General features: G+C 69.6%; 17 protein-coding genes. 7 read left to right on the top strand and 10 right to left on the bottom strand.

The genetic code is table 11. The annotated features are described in order from the left end of the window. Window positions 1-21 precede the first annotated feature (21 nt). Both ACIOEW_RS16310 and ACIOEW_RS16305 read right to left on the bottom strand, forming a co-directional pair. A complete protein-coding gene (locus ACIOEW_RS16310) occupies window positions 22-1053 on the bottom strand; it encodes a LacI family DNA-binding transcriptional regulator (RefSeq protein ID WP_362539189.1) in 1032 nt (343 codons plus the stop codon). Beyond that, window positions 1050-3449 carry a glycoside hydrolase family 2 protein gene (locus ACIOEW_RS16305; protein ID WP_401964354.1) on the bottom strand — a complete coding sequence of 800 codons (2400 nt, stop codon included), beginning with the start codon at window positions 3447-3449 and terminating at the stop codon, window positions 1050-1052. Before ACIOEW_RS16305 ends, ACIOEW_RS16310 begins: the two co-directional genes overlap by 4 nt. A 268-nt stretch (window positions 3450-3717) precedes the next feature. Here ACIOEW_RS16305 and ACIOEW_RS16300 point away from each other — a divergent pair, with 268 nt between their 5' ends. The 3 genes from ACIOEW_RS16300 (at window position 3718) to ACIOEW_RS16290 (ending at window position 6953) form a co-directional block, all read left to right on the top strand. After that, window positions 3718-5037 carry an ABC transporter substrate-binding protein gene (locus tag ACIOEW_RS16300; protein ID WP_362539195.1) on the top strand — a complete coding sequence of 440 codons (1320 nt, stop codon included), beginning with the start codon at window positions 3718-3720 and terminating at the stop codon, window positions 5035-5037. 90 nt (window positions 5038-5127) lie between these two features. Continuing rightward, window positions 5128-6096, top strand: a complete 969-nt coding sequence (locus ACIOEW_RS16295) for a carbohydrate ABC transporter permease (RefSeq protein WP_401964353.1) — start codon at window positions 5128-5130, stop codon at window positions 6094-6096. Then, the gene (locus ACIOEW_RS16290; RefSeq protein WP_401964352.1) at window positions 6093-6953 is read left to right on the top strand and encodes a carbohydrate ABC transporter permease; all 861 of its coding nucleotides are present in this window, start codon (window positions 6093-6095) and stop codon (window positions 6951-6953) included. Before ACIOEW_RS16295 ends, ACIOEW_RS16290 begins: the two co-directional genes overlap by 4 nt. Window positions 6954-7030: 77 nt before the next feature. On the opposite strand, the gene ACIOEW_RS16285 is transcribed toward ACIOEW_RS16290, so the two are convergent. Further along, on the bottom strand, window positions 7031-7510 hold the full coding sequence (locus tag ACIOEW_RS16285; protein ID WP_362539204.1) for a carboxymuconolactone decarboxylase family protein: 480 nt from the start codon (window positions 7508-7510) through the stop codon (window positions 7031-7033). 558 nt (window positions 7511-8068) lie between these two features. Here ACIOEW_RS16285 and ACIOEW_RS16280 point away from each other — a divergent pair. Continuing rightward, window positions 8069-8863 (top strand): SGNH/GDSL hydrolase family protein, encoded by a 795-nt coding sequence (locus ACIOEW_RS16280; protein ID WP_362539207.1) that lies wholly within the window; start codon window positions 8069-8071, stop codon window positions 8861-8863. Between the two features lie 89 nt (window positions 8864-8952). On the opposite strand, the gene ACIOEW_RS16275 is transcribed toward ACIOEW_RS16280, so the two are convergent. After that, entirely contained in the window at window positions 8953-10389 is a 1437-nt protein-coding gene (locus ACIOEW_RS16275) for an MFS transporter (protein ID WP_401964351.1), read from the bottom strand. Window positions 10390-10435: 46 nt separating this feature from the next. Here ACIOEW_RS16275 and ACIOEW_RS16270 point away from each other — a divergent pair, with 46 nt between their 5' ends. After that, the gene (locus tag ACIOEW_RS16270; RefSeq protein WP_401964350.1) at window positions 10436-10996 is read left to right on the top strand and encodes a winged helix-turn-helix transcriptional regulator; all 561 of its coding nucleotides are present in this window, start codon (window positions 10436-10438) and stop codon (window positions 10994-10996) included. 123 nt (window positions 10997-11119) lie between these two features. Here the strand turns inward: ACIOEW_RS16270 and ACIOEW_RS16265 are convergent, their stop codons facing one another. Next, a complete protein-coding gene (locus ACIOEW_RS16265; protein ID WP_401964349.1) occupies window positions 11120-11521 on the bottom strand; it encodes a nuclear transport factor 2 family protein in 402 nt (133 codons plus the stop codon). Between the two features lie 75 nt (window positions 11522-11596). Then, on the bottom strand, window positions 11597-12445 hold the full coding sequence (locus ACIOEW_RS16260) for a methyltransferase domain-containing protein (RefSeq protein WP_362539215.1): 849 nt from the start codon (window positions 12443-12445) through the stop codon (window positions 11597-11599). A gap of 71 nt (window positions 12446-12516) precedes the next feature. Between ACIOEW_RS16260 and ACIOEW_RS16255 the strand changes: the two genes are divergently transcribed. After that, complete coding sequence (locus ACIOEW_RS16255) at window positions 12517-14355, top strand: S9 family peptidase (RefSeq protein ID WP_401964348.1); 1839 nt, start codon at window positions 12517-12519, stop codon at window positions 14353-14355. Window positions 14356-14623: 268 nt separating this feature from the next. Further along, window positions 14624-15478: an SURF1 family protein gene (locus ACIOEW_RS16250; RefSeq protein ID WP_401964347.1), complete on the top strand. Its 855-nt coding sequence runs from the start codon at window positions 14624-14626 to the stop codon at window positions 15476-15478. A 91-nt stretch (window positions 15479-15569) separates the two neighbouring features. On the opposite strand, the gene ACIOEW_RS16245 is transcribed toward ACIOEW_RS16250, so the two are convergent. From ACIOEW_RS16245 to ACIOEW_RS16230, 4 genes are all read right to left on the bottom strand, one after another. Next, window positions 15570-16814: a hypothetical protein gene (locus ACIOEW_RS16245; RefSeq protein WP_401964346.1), complete on the bottom strand. Its 1245-nt coding sequence runs from the start codon at window positions 16812-16814 to the stop codon at window positions 15570-15572. A 98-nt stretch (window positions 16815-16912) separates the two neighbouring features. Beyond that, a complete protein-coding gene (locus ACIOEW_RS16240) occupies window positions 16913-17488 on the bottom strand; it encodes a SigE family RNA polymerase sigma factor (protein WP_323178042.1) in 576 nt (191 codons plus the stop codon). Between the two features lie 358 nt (window positions 17489-17846). Next, entirely contained in the window at window positions 17847-18911 is a 1065-nt protein-coding gene (locus ACIOEW_RS16235; protein WP_401964345.1) for an aspartate-semialdehyde dehydrogenase, read from the bottom strand. After that, the gene (locus ACIOEW_RS16230; protein ID WP_326660415.1) at window positions 18908-20179 is read right to left on the bottom strand and encodes an aspartate kinase; all 1272 of its coding nucleotides are present in this window, start codon (window positions 20177-20179) and stop codon (window positions 18908-18910) included. The genes ACIOEW_RS16235 and ACIOEW_RS16230 overlap by 4 nt, the downstream gene beginning before the upstream one ends. Between the last annotated feature and the right edge of the window lie 297 nt (window positions 20180-20476).

Raw genomic sequence — 20476 nt, 5'->3', positions numbered from 1 at the left:
GGAGAGGCCACAGCGCCGATCTCAACTCCGGGCGGGCGCCTGCGCGGTGGAGCCGCGCGGGGTGAGGGACGGGGTCGGCACCTGCACCGAACCGCTGTGCTGACCCTCTATGACGGCGAACAGCGTGCGGGCCACCTGGGCCCCGAAACTGTGTACGTCGTGGCTCATCGCCGACAGCGTGGGATGAGTGATCCGGCACAGCTGCGAGTCGTCCCAGGCGAGCAGCGACACGTCGTCGGGGACCACGAAGCCCATCTCGGCGGCGACCCCCGCTCCCGCCACGGCCATGATGTCGTTGTCGTACACGATGGCCGTCGGACGGTCGGCCGACATCAGGAGAGAGCGGGTGGCCCTCGCCCCCTCGCTCCCGTCGAAGCCGGTCGCTATCTGACGGCCCTCGTCCAGCCCCAGTTCCCGCATCGTGGCCGCGAAGGCGGCGGCCCGGATGGCGCTGTGCCCGAGCCCGACCGGACCGCCGACACGGGCGATGCGCCGGTGCCCGAGCGCCGCCAGATAGCGGACGGCCTCGGCGGCCGCGGTGGCGTCATCGGTCCACACCGCGGGAAACGAACCGGTGAGGGAGGGATGCCCGACGGCCACCGCCGGCAGCCCGATGGACTGCAGCGACGGGACCCTCGGATCGTCCTCGTGGAAGTCGACCAGGATGGCACCGGCGATCGTCTGGCTGCGCCACCAGGACCTGTACTGCTCGATCTCCTCGTCGAGATCCCGCACCAGCCTCAGGAGCAAGGAGTACGACCGTTCGGCCAGGACGCTCTCGATGCCGGAGATGAAGTCCATGTAGAACGGTTCGAGCCCGAGCAGCCTGGCGGGACGGCACAGGGCCAGGCCGATGATGTCGACCTTCTGGCTGGAGAGGCTGCGTGCGGTGAGGTTCGGCGCCCAGCCCAGCTCCTTCGCGGCCTCGAAGATCCTCTGCCGGGTGGCGTCCGAGACGCCCGGCTTCTGGTTGAACGCCAGCGAGACGGCCCCCTTGGACACGCCTGCGCGGGCGGCGACGTCCTTGATCGTGATACGTGCGGGACTGTTCACCTCGCGCCCGCGCAGAAGAGGGCCGCCCGCGCCCTCTTCGCGTCCACGGAACCGCAGCCCGTCACACGGAACCGGGCCTGCTCACCGGGCAGCAGCGTCCGCAGCCCCTGATCGGCCGCGGCGTGCGGGTCGAGGCGGTCGGCTTGAAGGAGGAGGTCTCTCAGCAGAGTGTGCGCACTTACCACGACGTCGACTGTATCGTCCCTGCCCCCCACTGGTTCCACGCTGACGTCGTACTCCGGCCGCGGAGAGGCGAAGTCCTTGTCCGGTACGGGGAAGTGGAGGGCCCGCAGGCCGTCGGCGTCGGCGACGAGGAACTCCTTCGCGGACTCCTCCCCGGGCACCAGCTCCCCGGGGACCGGAAACCGGAGGACCGAGCGGGCACCGGCCGTCACCTCGTGGACGCCTCGGTGCACGGTGCTGCCGTCGGCCTCCAGGCGTCGCAGGGTCACCGAGGTGCGCCACTCGGTGGCGGACTGGTTGATCACCGCCAGCACGAGGCCCCCGTCAGCGGGCTGGAGGGTCAGCAGCCGGTCCGCGTACACGCGGCGCAGCTCGTGGTGGAGCGGCTTGAGCCGGCCGTCGCCGTCGATGGCCGACCAGGAACTGACCGGCCAGCAGTCGTTCAGCTGCCAGACGACCGTGCCGGCGCAGACGGGCCAGTGCGAGCGCCAGTGCTCGATGCCTGCGGCGACGGCGCGGGCCTGGACGACCTGGGTGAGGTAGTGCCAGCGGTCGAAGTCGTTCTCGGGAAGGTCGAAGTGCCGTGCGACACCCCGGTTCAGCTTGCCATTGCCGTCCTCCGCCTTCTGGTGGTGCAGCATCCCCGGAGAGTCGGGGGCCAGTTCCTCGCCGGGCAGCGCCCGCCGGAGCGTCGCCATGGCGGGCGGCGCCTGCCAGCCGAACTCCGCGACGAACCGCGGCACGTTGGAGCGGTACTCGGCGTAGTCCTGGCGGTTCCAGACCTCCCAGGAGTGGTGGGTGCCGTGCGCGGGGTCGTTGGGGTGGTGGTCCCAGGACCCGGACCACGGGCTGCCCGCGGCGTAGGGGCGGGTGGGGTCGAGCTCCGCGACCAGCCGGGGCAGCAGGCCGAGGTAGTAGCCCTCGCCCCAGGAGTCGCCGGCCAGCTCGGGCTCCCACTTCCAGTCACGGAAGCCCCACAGGTTCTCGTTGTTGCCGTTCCAGAGCACGAGGCTGGGGTGCGGCATCAATCGGACAACGTTGTCACGCGCCTCGGCCTCGACCTCGCCGCGCAGCGGCTGCTCCTCGGGATAGGCGGAGCAAGCGAAGAGGAAGTCCTGCCAGACCATCAGGCCGAGTTCGTCGCAGGCCCCGTAGAAGGCGTCGTCCTCGTAGATCCCGCCGCCCCAGACCCTGACGAGGTCGACGTTCGCGTCGGCGGCCTGCTGGAGCCGGGTGCGGTAGCGCTCGGGAGTGATCCGCGAGGGGAAGGCGTCGTCGGGGATCCAGTTGACGCCGCGGGCGAAGATCCGCACACCGTTCACCACCAGTGTGAACCCGGAGCCGTGCTCGTCGGCCGAGCGGTCGAGCTCCACGGTTCGGAAGCCGACCCTGCGCTCCCACGTGTCGAGTACCCCGTGCTCGTCGCGCAGTTCGACGTCCAGCCGGTAGAGGGGCTGCTCACCGTAGCCGCGCGGCCACCACAGACGGGGGGCCTCGACGTCCAGCCGCAGGACCGCCTCGTCGCCCTCGAAGGCGACTTCGGTGCGCACGCCGTCCACTGTCGCGACGGCCACCAGACCGCGCTCCCGGCCGCCCGCGGTCCGCTCCACCAGGAGACGCGCCTCGACCCGGCCGGTGCCGCCTTCGACGGTCACGAGGGGGCGCACGGAGGCGATGCGCGCTGTGGACCAGTGCTCCAGCCGGACCGGCCGCCAGATGCCGGCGGTCACCAGCGTGGGACCCCAGTCCCAGCCGAAGTTGCACGCCATCTTGCGGATGTACTGGGAGGGCTCCGGGTAGACGTTGGGCCGGCTCCCGGTCAGTGCGCGGACCGACTCGGCCTCGTCGTAGGCGGAGGCGAAGTCGACCTCCAGCACACCGTTCACGCCGGTGACGTCGAACCGATGACCGCGGTGCATGTTGCGCGTACTGCCCAGCGTCCGGCCGCCCAGGGTGATCGTCGCCGCGGTGTCCAGGCCCTCGAAGACCAGATCCGTGCGCTCGTGGCCGCTGTCGGACGCCAGATCCCTGACGTAACTCCAGGAGCGCCGGCCCACCCAGGCCACCTCGGTCTCGTTGAGGCCGAGGTAGGGGTCCGGGATGATCCCGGCGGCGTGCAGGTCGGTGTGCACACAGCCGGGAACCGACGCGGGGATCCGTGCCTCGTCATGGCGCAGGGTCCAGCCGTCGGTGAGCTGGGTGACGTCCTTCATGGGTGCGGCTCCAATCGCCTGACTCAGGCCGGTAGATGTACGACGCCGATAACCTAACCCGCCCATCACCCCCTGTCTATAAACCGGTCTAGTACCACTTTCATAACCCTGCGCACACAGTGCGCAGACCAAAGGGGGCAAAATCGGCCTCGTGGTAACGATTGAGCATCACGATCGAAATTGATGCTTTACCGGTTCACCACCTGGCTGTCATAGTGCCGCTATCCCACCGCAGACCTTGAGCCGCCATCTTGAAGGAGTTGGGCACATGGGGAAGACCAAGACCCTCGCCGGTGCGTTGCTGGCCGTTGCGACGCTGACCGTGACGGGCTGCAGCGGCGGAGGGGCGGGCTCCACGGAGACGGCTTCGGCGCCCACGGACGCGAAGAAGGTGAGCGGGACCATCACCGTCCTGACCCAGCGCACCGACCTCGTCAAGAGCGGCGCGATGGACACCTACGCGGAGCAGTTCCGGAAGATCTACCCCAACGTCAAGGTGAAGTTCGAAGGCCTCACGGACTACGAGGGCGAGGCCCGGATCCGTATGAACACCAAGCACTACGGCGACGTCCTCATGATCCCCGGCGCCGTGGCGAAGAACGACTACCCGCGGTTCTTCGCTCCGCTGGGCTCCACCGACGAGCTGAGCAAGAAGTACCGCTTCAGCGACAAGGCGGCGGTCGGCGGCAAGGTCTACGGCGTCGCACAGTTCGGCACGGCCAACGGTTTCGTCTACAACAAGGCCGTGTGGAAGAAGGCCGGCATCACCGCCTGGCCGAAGACGACCCAGGAGTTCCTCGCGGCGCTCGGCGCCATCAAGGACAGGACGGGCGCCGTCCCGTACTACACCAACTTCGGCGACGGCTGGCCGCTGGTGCAGTGGACCAGCAACGTCGGCTCGGTCACCTGCGACAAGGACGCCAGCAACAAGCTCGCCGGGGCGGTCTCACCCTGGAAGGCCGGCAGCGAGCTCAACGTGAGCGACACCCTGCTCCACGACATCGTCAAGGGCGGGCTGTCCGAGAAGGACCCCAACACCACCAACTGGGAGGAGTCCAAGACCCTCGTCGCCAAGGGCAGGATCGGCGCGATGATGCTCGGCTCCTGGTCGATCACGCAGATGCAGCAGGCCGCCGAGGCGGCGGGCGGCAGCAAGGCCGACATCGGCTTCATGCCCTTCCCCGCCCAGAAGGACGGGAAGTTCTGCGCCACGCTGGTCTCCGACTACCAGCAGGCGGTCAACATCCACTCCGAGCACAAGGACGCGGCCCGGGCATGGATCGACTGGTTCACCGAGAAGTCCGGCTACTCCGCCAAGGAGGGAGCCGTCCCCACGGTGAAGTCGGCGGACATGCCCAGCACCCTGAAGGACTTCGTTGACAACGATGTCACCTTCTCTGAGCGCTCCGAGAAGGACACCGCGAAGGTCAACGAGATCGACAAGGCGTCCGAGATCGGGCTCAACACCCCCGACTACCGGCAGAAGCTGATCGACATCGCCCGCGGCGCGGAGGACGGCACCCTCAAGGACTTCTTCGCTGACCTCGACAAGAGGTGGGACGAGGCAGCGAAGACCGCCGGTTCCTGACAACGGCGGAGGCAGGCCCCGGCCGCGCGGCAGCGGCCGGGGCCGGGGCCGACAGCCTGACGCGCAAGCGGATGAGAGAAGACCCCTGACATGACCGAAACCACCGACCTGGCCCCGGTGAAACCGCCGCGCGCCACGGCCCGCCGCACCACCGCCGGCAGCCGCCGGCGCCCGCCGGGACGGGCCGCACGCGGACGGCTGCTGCGCCGCCTGACCCCCTGGATGTTCCTCGTCGCACCGCTCGCCCTGCTGATCACGTTCACCTACGTGCCCGTGGCCAACATGGTCTATTACAGCTTCACCGACTGGGACGGCATCAGCCCGGAACGCAATTTCACGGGGACGGACAACTACGTCCAGATCTTCACCCGGCCCGAGCTCTTCCGGGTGTTCTTCGTCAGCTTCTACTACCTGGCCGCATCCGTGGTGCAGATCTCGATCGCGCTGTTCTTCGCGACCGTGCTCAGCTTCGACCTCAGGTTCCGCAACCTGTTCAAGGGGATCCTCTTCTTCCCCTACCTGGTCAACGGCGTGGCCATCGGCTTCATCTTCCTCTACTTCTTCAAGGACGGCGGAACCCTCGACTCGGTACTGTCCTGGGCCGGCATGGCTTCCGATCGCGCCTGGCTCGGCGATCCCTCCTCCGCGAACACCTCGCTGGCCGGTGTCTCGATCTGGCGCTACACGGGCCTGAACTTCGTTCTCTTCCTCGGCGCGATCCAGTCCATTCCGGGCGAGCTGTACGAGGCCGCCCAGCTCGACGGTGCGACACGGTGGCAGCAGTTCCGGCACATCATCGCCCCGAGCATCCGGCCCGTACTGAGCCTGAGCATCATCCTGGCGATCTCCGGGTCGCTCTCGGTCTTCGAGATTCCGTGGATCATGACCGGCGGCTCGACCGGTACCTCGACGTTCGTCATCCAGACCGTCAAGCTCGCGTTCCAGTTCAACAAGACCGGGCTGGCCTCGGCCGCCGCGGTGGTGCTGTTGCTGATCATTCTGCTGATCACCTGGATCCAGCGCCGTCTCGTGCCCGATGAGAAGGTGGATCTCGTATGACCACGGCCCGACAGACCGCAGAAGCAGCCCGGACACGCGGCCTCATCGGCCGGACGATCGTCTACCTGACCCTGGTGCTCGCCTCCCTGGCCATCCTCGTACCGCTGGCCGTGGTCTTCCTGACCTCGCTGAAAACCTCGGACGAGATGGCCGGCAGCGGACCGCTGTCCCTCCCCGCGAACTGGTTCAACTTCGCCAACTACGCGACCGCGTTCACCGACGGCAAGATGGTCACCGCCTTCGGCAACACCGCTTTCATCCTGCTGTTCTCCATCACCGGCACCGTGATCATCGGCTCCATGACGGCGTATGCCATCGACCGCTTCCACTTCCCGGCCAGGAAGCTCGTCATGGGGCTGTTCCTGGTCGCCACCCTGGTCCCGGCGGTGACCACTCAGGTGGCCACCTTCCAAGTGGTCAACAGCTTCGGCCTGTTCGACACCCGGTGGGCCCCGATCCTGCTGTACATGGGGACCGACATCGTCTCCATCTACATCTTCCTGCAGTTCATCCGGGGCATCCCGGTCTCGCTGGACGAAGCGGCCCGCCTGGACGGTGCCAACTCGTTCACCGTCTACCGGAAGGTCATCTTCCCGCTGCTCAAGCCGGCCATCGCCACGGTGGTCATCATCAAGGGGATCACCGTCTACAACGACTTCTACATCCCCTTCCTCTACATGCCGTCGGAGGACCTGGGCACCGTCTCCACCGCCCTCTTCCGGTTCAAGGGCCCGTTCGGCGCCCACTGGGAGAACATCTCGGCGGGAGCTATCCTCGTCATCCTCCCGACGCTGGTCATCTTTCTGTTCCTCCAGCGCTACATCTACAACGGCTTCGCCCAGGGCGCGACCAAGTAGCGGCGGCGCAACGGAAGACGTTGGCCTCGGGTGCCTGTCCGGGAAAGCGGATCAGGCACCCGGCCCCTGCTCAGGAGTCAGTCCGTCATGGCCGCGAACGCGCCCGGCTCGTACGAACCCCCCGAGTTGTGCACGATCACGTTCATCCGGGTGGCCGCGTTGATCAGGGCGACCAGGCAGACCAGCGCACCGACCTGGTCGTCGTCGTAATGCTTGCGCACCCCGGCCCAGGTCTCGTCGGACACGCCGTGGTCGCCGAGCCGGGTGCCCTCCTCGGCGAGCGCCAGCGCGGCCCGCTCGGCCTCGGTGAACACGGTGCTGTGGCGCCAGACCGCGACCAGGTTGAGCCGGAGCGCGGTCTCACCGGCGGCCGCCGCCTCCTTGGCGTGCGCGTCGACGCAGAGACCGCAGCCGTTGAGCTGACCGACTCGCAACTGCACCAGTTCCCTTACGGACTTCGGCAGCGTCGACTGCTCCAGGACCAGCGAAGTGCTGTAGAACCGCTTGGCGACCTTCGTGGAGGTCGGGCTCTCGAAGAGGTTGAAACGAGATTCCATGGCTGCGTCCTCACTCGTGTGGTTGCGTGCCGCGGCACTGAACGAACACAAGATGCCGAGAGCCCGGTTCCTGTGACGGTGTGGACTTGTGACGTGTCCCACCGGCCGGGGGTGTCACAGAGCGGTGGCCGCCGGCGTCTCGGCCGAGGCGCGTCGACGGGGGCTCATCACCGGGCGGTGCGCCGGATCGGTGCGACGCGGGGGTAGTGGCCGGCGGCATCACCCGGAGGCGGCTGCCGCGGGCGAAGCCCTCGCCCTGTCGGTGGCTTCCGCCAACACGGCCTCGCGGCGCTTACGTTGCGCCAGATACGCAGCGTGTACTCCTCGCCAAGCCCTCCCGCCGTCACCTGTGAAGTGATGAGCGGTTGGTCGTAAAACCCTTGCTTCAGGGCGAGTTGCAGGTTTATCTACGCGCGGAGCTACGGCTACCGAACGATCATTCGGGCAAATCCGGCACGTTCCCGCCTGGCTATTACCGGCGGGTACCGGAAGCTGCTACAACAGGGGACGCCTCACCAACCCCCCACCCACCCCCCACACTTCGGAGGGCTGACAGCTATGTCAGTACGGAGATTCTGGGCTTCCGCATCCACTCTGCTCCTCGCCGCCGCGGCTGCTCTCGGCATGGCTCAGCCGGCCTCGGCCGCAGCCGGCGGGTACGTCGCCCTGGGCGACTCGTACTCGTCCGGCGTCGGCGCCGGGAGTTATCTGTCCGACAGCGGTGACTGCCGCCGCAGCACCAATTCCTACCCCTACCTCTGGGCGGCGGCGAACTCCCCTTCGTCGTTCGCCTTCGTCGCCTGTTCGGGCGCCACCACAAGCTCGGTGGCGAGTGGCCAGCTCGGCTCACTGAGCTCGTCCACCTCGCTGGTCAGCGTCACGGCGGGTGGCAATGACGTCGGGTTCGCCGACGTCATGCAGGACTGCGTGCTGTCCAGCGAGGCCACCTGCGTCGCCAGCGTCAACGCCGCTGTCGGTCAGATGAACAGCGTGCTGCCGTCCCGGCTGGGTTCGCTCTACACATCGATCCACTCCAGGGCCCCGCAGGCACACGTCGTGGTGCTGGGCTACCCGCGCTTCTACAAGATCGGCGGCAGCTGCATCGCCGGCCTCACGGAGACGGAACGCACCGCCATCAACAACGCGTCCAACGTGCTGAACGGCGTCATCGCCAAGCAGGCGGCGAATGCCGGATTCACCTTCTCCAGCGTCGTCGACGAGTTCACCGGACACGAGCTGTGCTCGGGAGACGCATGGCTCCACAGCGTCTCGATCCCGATCTACAACTCGTACCACCCGAAGGCCGTGGGGCAGTCGAACGGCTATCTGCCCGCCTTCCGTTCGGTCGCGTAGGGCATGGAAGCAGGCGCCTGAAAGCAGGCTGCGGCGCGGCATCGCCTCGGAGTTACCGTCTCCGGAGCGGTGCCGCGCCGCTGTCACGCTCAAGTAGGGCCGTCGGCTGCGCGCCGGTGCAGCGCGAGGGCGGTCGCTGCCGCCAGTACGGCGGTGGCGGCAGCCACCCACCAGCCGCGGCGGAACGCCTCCAGGGCGAGTGCCGGGGTGCTCGGGGCGCCCAGCAGGGTGACCATCAGGGCGACGCCCAGGACGGAACCGGTCTGGCGGGCCATCGTGGTGACCGCCGAGCCGGTGGCGAACCGCGTCGGCGGGAGAGCCGCCGCGGCCGCACCGACGAGGGTGGGGAGCGCCAGGCCGACACCGAGGCCGGTGATCATCATTCCGGGCAGCAGGCCCACCGCGTAGTGCGGAGCCGGATCGAGCGCGACGGCCCACCAGGCCAGGCCCGCCGCGAACAGCAGGCAGCCCAGGGCGGCGGTGCGGCCCGCGCCGAGACGGCGGACGACCGGGCCGGAGGACACCGCCAGCAGCGGGACGACCAACGGCCCCGGGGCGATGGCCAGTCCGGTCCGGATCGCCGAATACCCCCACACCTGCTGGCACCAGAGCACCGAGGTCAGCAGCATCGACGCGAACGCCACGGTGAAGAGCAGCGCGGCGAGCGTCGCGGCGACGAAGGACGGCGCACGCAGCAGGGACGGTTCGACGACCGGGGCGGGATGCCGGGCCGACCGGAGCCAGAAGGCGCCGGTGAGCAGCACCGCGGCAGCCAGCGAAGCGAGTACCCGCGCCGAGCCCCAGCCCCAGGCGTCGGCCTTGACCAGGCCGAGCGCCAGGGCCCCGATGGCAAGGGTGAGCAGGGCGGCTCCGGCCAGATCGGGGAAGGGGCCTTCACGGTGCGGGCGGACGTCAGGCAGCAGCCGAACACCCGCGATCAAGCCGATCACGCCGACCGGAACGTTGACGAGGAACACCCAGCGCCAGTCCGCCTCCACGAGCGCTCCGCCGACCACGGGCCCGAGTCCGGCGGCTATCCCGCCGATCGCGGCCCAGCTGCGGATGGCCCGGGGGCGGCGATCGGGTGGGGTGTTGACGAGCAGCAGGGCGAGCGAGGTCGGCATGAGCGCGGCGGCCCCGACGGCCTGGAGGGCGCGGGCGGCGACCAGCCAGCCGACGCCGGGGGCGAGCGCGCAGAGCGCGGAGGCGACGGTGAAGAGCCCGAGACCGAGCAGGAAGCCCCGCCGGTGACCGTAGCGGTCGGCGAGCCGGCCCGCGACGACGAGCAGGGCGGCGAAGACGATCGCGTACGCGTTGAGGACCCAGGACAGCGAGGCGAGGGAGCTGCCGTCGAAGGCGTCGCCGAGTGCGGGGACCGCGACGTTGACGATGAACAGGTCGAGATTCACGACGAAGACGCCGGCCGAGATGATCCACACGGTGGCGCGCGAGGTGGTGGGAGTGCCGGGGACCGCAGCCGCTCCGGGGGCCCCCGGCAGGAGTGAGTTTGATTTCCCAACTGTCATGGCGGCAAGGTAGCGCCAGTGAGTTTGAGATGGCAACCTTGTAGAGATGAGTGCCGCACGTGATTCCGACGCCCCCGCAGACCCGACCGCCGTCCTTGCCGCCCCGCTGCCGGGCCGGCCCTGCTCCGCAGCGGCCGCCCTGCATGTCGTGGGCGAGAAGTGGGCGCTGCTGGCGGTGCGGGAGATCTTCTTCGGCAACCACCGGTTCGAGGCGATCGCACGCAACACGGGCGCACCGCGCGACCGGCTGGCCGCGCGGCTGCGCTCACTGGAACAGGCGGGCGTGGTCGAACGCCGGCCGTACAACGAGCGGCCGCCGCGCTACGAGTACCACCTCACCGAGTCGGGGCGCGATCTCGCTCCGGTGATCCGGGCACTGCTGGACTGGGGTGACCGGTGGGTGCTGGAGGAGCGGCCGGTGGTGATGGTGCATGAACCGGACGCCGGCGACGACCGTACGGACGCGGGCCACGGAGAACGGCACGCGCACGAGCTCGACGCGTCGTGGGTGTGCCGGACGTGCGGCGAGGAGATCGCGATGAACACGCTCAGCGTGGACGTGCGCGCCCCGGGGTGGGACAGGGCGGGACCGGTGCCGCCCGCCTGAGCATCGGGCCAGGACACGACCGCCTCTCGGCACCGCCCGGCTCAGCACGCCCTCCCCGCTCAGCACCCCGTCCCCACTCGGTACCGCTCGGCTCAGCGCCTGCCCCTACCGGCTCCGTTCGGCTCAGTACCGCTCGACGAGGTGCTCCCGACCTGCCGGGGGCTCGTACGGTTCGGGCCAGAAGTCGGTGATCTCGCTGATCCGCCCCTGCGCGTCGAACGTGAAGAAGTGGACGGCGTGCGACTCGTGCCCGCCGTCCGTGAACAGCGTCCGCACGGCGACCTGCCGCCCGCCCGGGTCGGCCACGATCCGCTCGACGCGCACCCGCCAGTCCCCCGGGTACTCCCGGTTGAACGCCATGTACCGCTCCTTGCCGCGAATGCGCTCGCGGGTCTGCGGCAGGTCGTACAGCACCTCGTCGGCGAGCGTCGCCGCGAAGGTGTCCCATTCACGGAGATCGGCCGCGGTCCAGTAGCGCTCGACCGTGGCACGCAGATCAGCAGTCGAATCAGCAGTCTTGCTCATGTTCCGAGTCTGGACCCCACCACTGACAATCGGTCCCGACCTGGGCGAACACCCGCGCCCGGCGGCCCCGTTGCGCTACCGGCCGCTGTCCGGACCGCCCGGCCGGGACGCCTTGACCGAGTACATCAGCGGAATCCGCGGCCGCTCCGCCGGGAAGCGGTAGAAACCGTCCGACTCGCGCTCCAGCACCGGGAAGCGGGCGAAGAGCGAGGCGTCGTGCTCGTGCAGGAACTCGATCCGCAGACCGGCCGCGGCAAGAGCGGAGACCACACTCCCCACCGGGTGCTGCCATTCGACGCTGCGGTTGTGGACAGTCGGCGCGTCGAAGTCCGCGTAGGTGCCCGGCGTCTCGTCCACCCACGCATCGCGGCTGAAGTAGTCGTGGACGATTCTTGAACCGGTCGCGTCGTCGAGGCAGTCGGTGAGCGGGTGGAACTCGGCCAGGTAGAGGAACCCGCCGGGCGCGACGAGCGACGCCGCCGTCTCGGCCCAGCGGTCGATGTCAGGCAGCCAGTTCAGCGCGCCGATGCCCGTGTAGACGATGTCGTACGAGGAGTCCGGCACGGCCTCGGCCGCGTCGTGGACGTCCGCGGCGACGAACGCCGCCCGGTCCGGACCCAGGCCCAGCTCCTGGGCGAGCCCGCGGGCGGTCTCGACGGCCGCTTCGGAGAAGTCGAGGCCGACGACCTGCGCCGCACCGTGCCGGGCCCAGGAAAGGGTGTCGACCCCGATGTGGCACTGCAGGTGCAGCAGCGTCCGGCCGGTCACGTCCCCGACCTCCGCCAGCTCGAAGTCCCGCAGGGCGTCCTTGCCCGCGCGGAAGGAGTCGAGGTCGTAGAAGTCGCTCTCGGCGTGTATGGGCACACGCTCATCCCACATCGCGCGGTTGGCCTCGCGCCAGTCGGCAGGTATCGGAAGAGGCATGCCGGCGAGGTTATCCACAGGCTGCGGACGACGCGAACGGTTTGTCGGCCGTCCGGCGCAGAATGGGGGGCATGACTGAGACCACTGGTTCGACGAACGATTCCGTCCCGGCGTGGGAACAGCGCTTCCGGGCCCCCCGGGTGTCGCTGCCCGACTGGGCGGAGGATGCTCCGGACCGCGCCCTGTTCGTTTCCAATGCGACGGGGACGTACGAGCTCTACGCATGGGACCGGTCGACGGGCGAGCAGCGCCAGGTGACGGACCGGCCGAACGGGACGACGGACGGCGTACTGACACCGGACGGCGAGGCCGTGTGGTGGTTCAGCGACACCGACGGGGACGAGTTCGGGGTGTGGATGCGCCAGCCGTTCCGTGCCGACAGTGAGGGCGCGGAGGACAAGCCGGCCGCCCCCGGTCTTGAGCCGTCCTATCCGGCCGGGCTCGCGATCGGCCGCGACGGGACCGCGGTGATCGGCCGTTCGACGGACGAGGACGGCACGACGGTCCACGTCGTACGGTCCGGGGCGGCGCCCGTGGAGATCTACCGCCACCGCGAATCGGCGGGGGTCGGCGACCTGTCGCACGACGGCTCGCTGATCGCGCTGGAGCACACGGAGCACGGCGACGCGATGCACTCCGCCCTGCGTGTGGTGCGCCCCGACGGCAGCACGGTCGCGGAGCTGGACGACACCGAGGGGGGCACGAAGGAGCTCGGCCTCGCGGTCCTCGGCTTCGCACCGGTCGCCGGGGACACCCGGCTGCTGGTCGGGCACCAGCGGCGCGGCCGCTGGGAGCCGATGATCTGGGACCCGGTGGCGGGCACGGAGACGGACCTCGCCATCGACCTGCCCGGCGATGTGGGTGCCGAGTGGTATCCGGACGGCTCCGCGCTGCTGGTCGAGCACGGCTTCGAGGCCCGCAGCGAGCTCTGGCGGTACGAGCCGGCCGCGGCCGGCGGGGCCCTGGTGCGGGTGGAGACGCCCGCCGGTTCGGTCTCGGGTGCCACGGCCCGGCCGGACGGCACGGTGGAATACCTGTGGTCGTCGGCGGCGGAGCCGCCCGTCGTCCGCTCCACGACCGGTGCGGTGGTGCTCGATCCGCCCGGCGCGAAGGCGCCGGTGTCCGTCCCGGTCGAGGACGTGTGGGTGGACGGGCCCGGGGGCCGCATCCATGCGCTCGTCCAGCGGCCGGCCGGCCCGGCCCAGGGACCGTTCCCGACCGTGTTCGAGATCCACGGCGGACCGACCTGGCACGACAGCGACGCCTTCGCGGCGGGTCCCGCCGCCTGGGTGGACCATGGCTATGCGGTCGTCCGGGTCAACTACCGCGGCTCGACGGGCTACGGGCGGGCGTGGACGGACGCGCTCAAGCACCGGGTCGGCCTGATCGAGCTGGAGGACATCGCGGCGGTGCGGGAGTGGGCGGTGAAGTCCGGCCTCGCGGATCCGGCGAAGCTGGTCCTGGCCGGCGGCTCCTGGGGCGGCTATCTGACCCTGCTCGGCCTCGGCACGCAGCCGGACGACTGGTCCGTGGGCCTGGCCGCGGTTCCGGTCGCGGACTACGTCACGGCGTACCACGACGAGATGGAGGCTCTGAAGGCGATGGACCGCACCCTGCTGGGCGGGACGCCGGAGGAGGTGCCCGAGCGGTTCGAGGCCTCGTCACCCCTCACCTACGTCGACACCGTGCGGGCGCCCGTCTACATCTCGGCGGGCGTCAACGACCCGCGCTGCCCGATCCGCCAGGTGGAGAACTACGTCGACCGGCTGAAGGACCGCGACGCCGTGCACGAGGTCTACCGGTACGACGCGGGCCACGGCTCACTCGTCGTGGAGGAGCGGATCAAGCAGGTGCGGCTGGAACTCGACTTCGCCCGCCGCCACCTGGGAGATGCGGAGGACGGCGCGTAGAGCCGGGCCGGGGCTGCGCCGGACCGCTGCGCGCGCGACGGCCGGCGGGCCGGGACGGCTGCCGGGCACTGCGTAGAGCTGCGTAGAGCTGCGTAGAGCTGCGTAGAGCTGCGTAGAGCTGCGTAGAGCTGCGCAAGTCTGCTCAGGGCTGCGTAAATCGGCGTCAGTCTGCGTCAGTCGGCGTCAGTCGGCGTAGGGGCCGGATAAAAGGTGGCTTCTCGGGTGCCCCCGCTCCGGCGGGCAGGAGCGGGGACCGTACCGTGGAGGGGTGTACCGGTTCCTGCTGACCCCGCGATGGTGGGGGATCAACCTCTTCGTCGTGCTGGCCATCCCGTTCTGCGTGTTCATGGGCACCTGGCAGCTCGGCCGCTTCGAGGACCGCGTGCAGACGCACGAGGCCGCCGAGAAGCAGCCCGCTCCGGGCACGATGGCCGCCGAACCGCTGGACGAGCTGCTGCCCGTCGACACGGTGACCTCCGGCCGTCCCGCCACCGCGAGCGGCCGGTACGCCGATCAGTTCCTGGTGCCCGGCCGGAAGCTGGAGGACCGCAGCGGCTTCTACGTCCTGGACATGCTGCGCACCGACAGCGGCAAGGCCCTGCCGGTGGTGCGCGGCTGGCTGCCCGGGAAGGCCGGACACACCCCGGTACCGGCCGCGCCGACCGGCCGGGTCACCGTGACCGGCGACCTCCAGGCATCGGAGAACACGGGCACGGACGGGGTCGACGCGAAGGGCGGCCTCCCCGACGGGCAGGTCGGCATGATCAGCGCCGCGTCCCTGGTCAACCTCGTGCCGTACGACGTCTACGACGCCTGGGTGACGCTCCAGGAGACCGACGCCCGCACCGGTGCCTCCGGGACCGGCGTGTCCGGGACCACCGACACCGTCCTCACCGACACCCCGGGCAAGGGCGGCGGTGGCCTGCGTCCTGTACCGGCTGCCGCGCCCCAAGGCAGCGGGCTCGACCTGAAGGCGTTCCAGAACCTCGGCTACACGGGTGAGTGGTTCGTCTTCGCCGCGTTCGTGGTCTTCATGTGGTTCCGCCTGCTGAGGCGCGAGGCCGAAGCAGCCCGGGATCTGAAGCTCGGTCTGATCGCCGACGAGGACACCCCCACAAGCTGACCGTCCGCGGTCCCGGAAGTGCGCGGCGGCCGGGAACGGGCCCGTCGGCGTTCCCCGCACCGGGCCCTGTCCCGCCTCGCCCCGCCCGCCCTCACGACGTGGCTTCGAGCACGCCCGTCCGGTAGATCGTGCCCGCGCAGGCGTTGGCGATCGTCGTCTCGGCGACCGGCGCCCCTGGTTCCGGCGTGTGCTGCACGGACACGGTGCCCGGTGCCGTGCCGTCGCCGTCCTCGCTGCCGAACTGCGTCTCCGTACCCGCTTCGCTGTCCGTGGTTCCGCTGCCCGTCGTGGACCCGGCCGCGACTCCTGTACTGCCGGCCGCGCCGTCCGTGGGACTCGGGGAGGGTGAACTGCCGGTGGTCGGACAGGTCTCCTGGGGCACCCAGGCGAACATCACCTCGTAGGCCATGTCCGGCTTCAGAAGCACCGTCGCCTCCTCCTGCGCAGGATCGGGCAGCCCGGACGCCGGGTCCCCCTGGATGTGCCGGACGACCACGATCTTGGCCGGGTCGGCCGCACCCGTCGCCGCGAAGCCCACCGTGCCGCTGCTGCTCACCGAGCAGTTCTTACCGGACACGTTGGCGATGCGGAAGCTTCCGTACACCGTGCCGTCGGCACCGGCCGTGCTGGTGCTCGCCGAGGCGACTCCGAGCTGGTCGGGGGCGCAGGCCGGCATGTCCGCCTGCGCACTGGCGGCCGGGTCGTCCGAGGGACCGCCGGCCACCTTCTCGTCCGTACCCTGGCCGCTGCTGTCGGACGGGGAGACCGTGCTGTCCGGGAGGCCCTGAGCGCCGCTCTGCTGCCCGTCGCCGCCGGTGCCGCCCCCGTTGCCGGATTCCGCGCCGGGTTCCTCGCCGTTGCCGCCCTGCGCCTGCTCGCCGTGCCCGGCGATGGCGGGACTGGCGGTGCTGGAACTCTCGGAGTTGGCGACATGGACGAAGGCTGGGACCGCGGTGCCGATGAGCAGCGCGGCCGCAGCCACCCCGACAAGGGCCTGCCGACGACGCGCACGCCGGGCGGGCACCGCGCGGAACAGATGGTCGAGGGTGCCGTCGCTCGGTTCGAGACTCTGCACGGCACCGTGCATCATCCGGCGCAGCGCGGCCTCGTCGAGGGAATCACCGCCGAGGGGACCGGAACCCTGACCCCAGAGACCGGACGGACCTCCGAATCCCCGAGTGTCCGCGTCCACACCGGACCGGACGGACCCACTGGACTCCCTGGACCGGCCGGACCCACTGGCCCCACTGGAAGAGGCGGCGCCGACGGTGCCGGGGTGCGCGCCCTCACCCGCGTCGCGGTCCGTGTGCGAGGTGTTCTCCGGCCCGTGGTTCACAATTCCGTTTCCAGTCCGGTCATTCCGATGTCCGCGAGCAGGCCTGCGCCGGATTCCGTTCCCGTCCTCGCGCCCGTGATCGTCGTCGTGGCGCCGGCTCATGCCTGCGCCTCCATCACCACGCGCAGCGCCGCGATACCGCGGGAGCCGTACGCCTTCACCGAGCCCAGAGATATCCCCAGCGTCTCGGCGACCTGCGCCTCGGTCATGTCCGCGAAGTAGCGCAGCACCAGCACCTCCCGCTGGCGCCGTTGCAGCCCCCGCATCGCCTTGATCAGCGCGTCCCGCTCCAGCTGGTCGTACGCCCCCTCTTCCGCGCTCGCCATGTCCGGCATGGGCTTGGAGAGCAGCTTCAGCCCGAGGATGCGGCGGCGCAGCGCTGAGCGGGAGAGGTTGACGACGGTCTGACGCAGGTACGCGAGTGTCTTCTCCGGCTCGCGTACCCGGTTGCGCGCCGAATGAACGCGGATGAACGCCTCCTGCACGACGTCCTCACAGGAGGCCGTGTCGTCCAGCAGCAGGGCGGCGAGGCCGAGCAGCGAACGGTAGTGGGCGCGGTAGGTCTCGGTGAGATGGTCGACGGTGGTTCCGGCTGCCACGCTCTCCTCAGCGCCCTCGCGCTGCGACGGCAGCCCCGCAGGCCGCGCTGCGGGCATGGGCGCGATCACCGGCATACCACCGGACGCGCGGGGCCGTCTGAGCGGTCGCACCGAAGCGCCGCGCAGGGGGCCCACCACTGTGATATCGAGAACCTCTGCCACGCCAGTTGGACACGTTTCCCCCCGTCAGGGTTGTACGCATACGGCACCGCGTTTGACTCCGTGCGATATGCCTTCATACGACCCGTTCTTCCCCGAATGCCCCGAATATGCGCCCCGCCGCGCAGGAAGTGACCACTGAGACGCCTGCCACCCGGCCGGCGGTTGCGACGGGCCGAAAGGTCATCGTCGGCCACCGCGATACCCCAGCTCAAGAGGTTCAGACCAGCAACTTGCTCACAGGGCGTTCACAGAGCGTACAAAACAGGTTCGATCAGGACCGGGGAAATTCGGCAGCCACCGCTTCGGCGATCTGCGCGACGTTCAGTGCCGCCCCCTTGCGGAGGTTGTCGCCGCAGAGGAAGAGCTCGAGCGCGCGGGGGTCGTCCAGCGAACGGCGGACCCGGCCGACCCACGTCGGGTCGGTGCCCACCACATCGGACGGGGTGGGGAAATCTCCGGCTCCCGGGTTGTCGTACAGCACGACACCCGGTGCGGTTGCCAGGATCTCGTGGGCCCGGTCGACCGCGACCTCGTTCTCGAAGCGGGCGTGGACGGACATCGAGTGCGTGGCGATCACGGGTACGTACACACAGGTCGCCGAGACCTTCAGGGCGGGCAGATCAAGGATCTTGCGGCACTCGTCGCGGATCGCCAGCTCCTCGGACGACCAGCCGTCGCCCGCGTCCGTGCCGGCCCACGGCACGACGTTGAGGGCGACGGGTGCGGCGAACGGGCCGTCGTCCGTGTCGCCCACCACACGGCGTACGTCGCCGGGCTTCGTACCGAGTTCGGTGCCGGCCACGATCGACAGCTGTTCGCGCAGTACGGCGACGCCGTCGCGCCCGGCCCCGCTCACCGCCTGGTACGAGGAGACGACGAGCTCCCGCAGCCCGAACTCGGCGTGCAGGGCGCCGACCGCTACGATCAGCGAAAGCGTCGTGCAGGTCGGGCTGGCGACGATGCCGCGCGGCCTGATCCGTACGGCATGGGGATTGATCTCGGGGACGACGAGCGGCACGTCCCCGTCCTTCCGGAAGGCGGCGGAGTCGTCGATGACGACGGCGCCCTTGGACGCGGCGAGCGGCGCCCAGCGCGCGGAGACCTCGTCGGGCACCAGGAAGAGCGCCACGTCGACGTCGTCGAAGACGTCCTCGGTGAGCCCGAGGACCTCGGCCTCCTCACCGCGCACGACCAGCTTGCGGCCGACGAGACGCGGTGAGGCGATCAGTTTCACCTCGCCCCAGACATCCGCGTGTTCCGTGAGGATCTGGAGCATGACGCCGCCGATCGCGCCGGTCGCGCCGACGACCGCGAGCGAAGGGCGGCGTGCGGTCATCGGCCGGTGCCCCCGTACACGACTGCCTCGTCGGAGTCGCTGTCGAGACCGAAGGCGGTGTGCACGGCGCGCACCGCCTCGTTGACGTCGTCGGCGCGGGTGACCACCGAGATGCGGATCTCGGAGGTCGAGATCAGCTCGATGTTCACACCGACGTCGGACAGCGCCTCGAAGAAGCCCGCGGTGACGCCCGGGTTGGTCTTCATACCCGCGCCGACCAGGGAGATCTTCGCGATCTGGTCGTCGTAACGCAGCGACTCGAAGCCGATGCCGGCCCGGCTGCGCTCCAGGGCGTCGATGGCCTTGCGGCCCTCCGCCTTGGGGAGCGTGAACGTGATGTCCGTCAGACCCGTCGACGCGGCGGAGACGTTCTGCACCACCATGTCCATGTTGATCTCGGCGTCCGCGATGGCACGGAAGATCGCGGCTGCCTCGCCCGGCTTGTCGGGCACGCCGACGACCGTGACCTTGGCCTCGGAGACGTCGTGGGCGACTCCGGAGATGATGGCGTGCTCCACCTGCTGGTCCCCTTGCGGCTCGTTGCTGACCCAGGTTCCGCGCAGTCCCGAGAAGGACGAGCGGACGTGGATCGGAATGTTGTAGCGGCGTGCGTACTCCACACAGCGGTGCAGCAGCACCTTGGAACCGGACGCTGCCAGCTCCAGCATGTCCTCGAAGGAGATCCAGTCGATCTTCTGGGCCTTCTTCACGACCCGCGGGTCGGCGGTGAAGACACCGTCCACATCGGTGTAGATCTCACAGACCTCGGCGTCCAGCGCCGCCGCGAGCGCCACCGCGGTGGTGTCGGACCCGCCGCGGCCGAGGGTCGTGATGTTCTTGCCCTCCTGGCTGACGCCCTGGAACCCGGCGACGATGGCGATGTTGCCCTCGTCGATCGAGGTCCGGATGCGGCCCGGCGTGACATCGATGATGCGCGCTTTGTTGTGGACCGAGTCGGTGATGACACCGGCCTGGCTGCCCGTGAACGACTGGGCCTCGTGGCCCAGGTTTTTGATCGCCATCGCCAAAAGGGCCATGGAGATCCGCTCTCCGGCGGTCAGCAGCATGTCGAACTCACGCCCGGCCGGCATCGGAGATACCTGCTCGGCGAGATCGATCAACTCGTCCGTCGTGTCGCCCATCGCTGACACCACGACAACCACCTGGTTGCCATTCTTCTTGGCGTCGACGACTCGCTTGGCGACCCGCTTGATGCCTTCGGCATCGGCTACGGAGGAGCCTCCGTACTTCTGCACGACAAGGCCCACGTGCGCTCCTCGCTCAATCCATTATCGCGGTCGGCTCAGTTTAACGAGCAGTCCGGAAACGCCCCGCCGATATCGCATGCTGAGATGTCCCGCTCACCACGTGATCATCGGCGTGTCGCACCGAACTGCTCGTACGGGGCTGCTGCCCGCCGATCGCCCGCCCACTCCCCTATGTGGCCCAGCCCACACGGGGAGCGCTGGGCCGCATAGGGGCTGTGATCAGCAGTTGAGGCAGGACTCCGCGCCGTGCCCGAGGTGGTGGACGGCGGTATCGGAGAACGCCTGCACCTCGTCGAC

Origin of the sequence: Streptomyces sp. NPDC087901 (assembly GCF_044742205.1) — a bacterium.
GTDB lineage: Bacteria > Actinomycetota > Actinomycetes > Streptomycetales > Streptomycetaceae > Streptomyces.
This window is presented reverse-complemented; position numbering and strand designations above follow the sequence as displayed.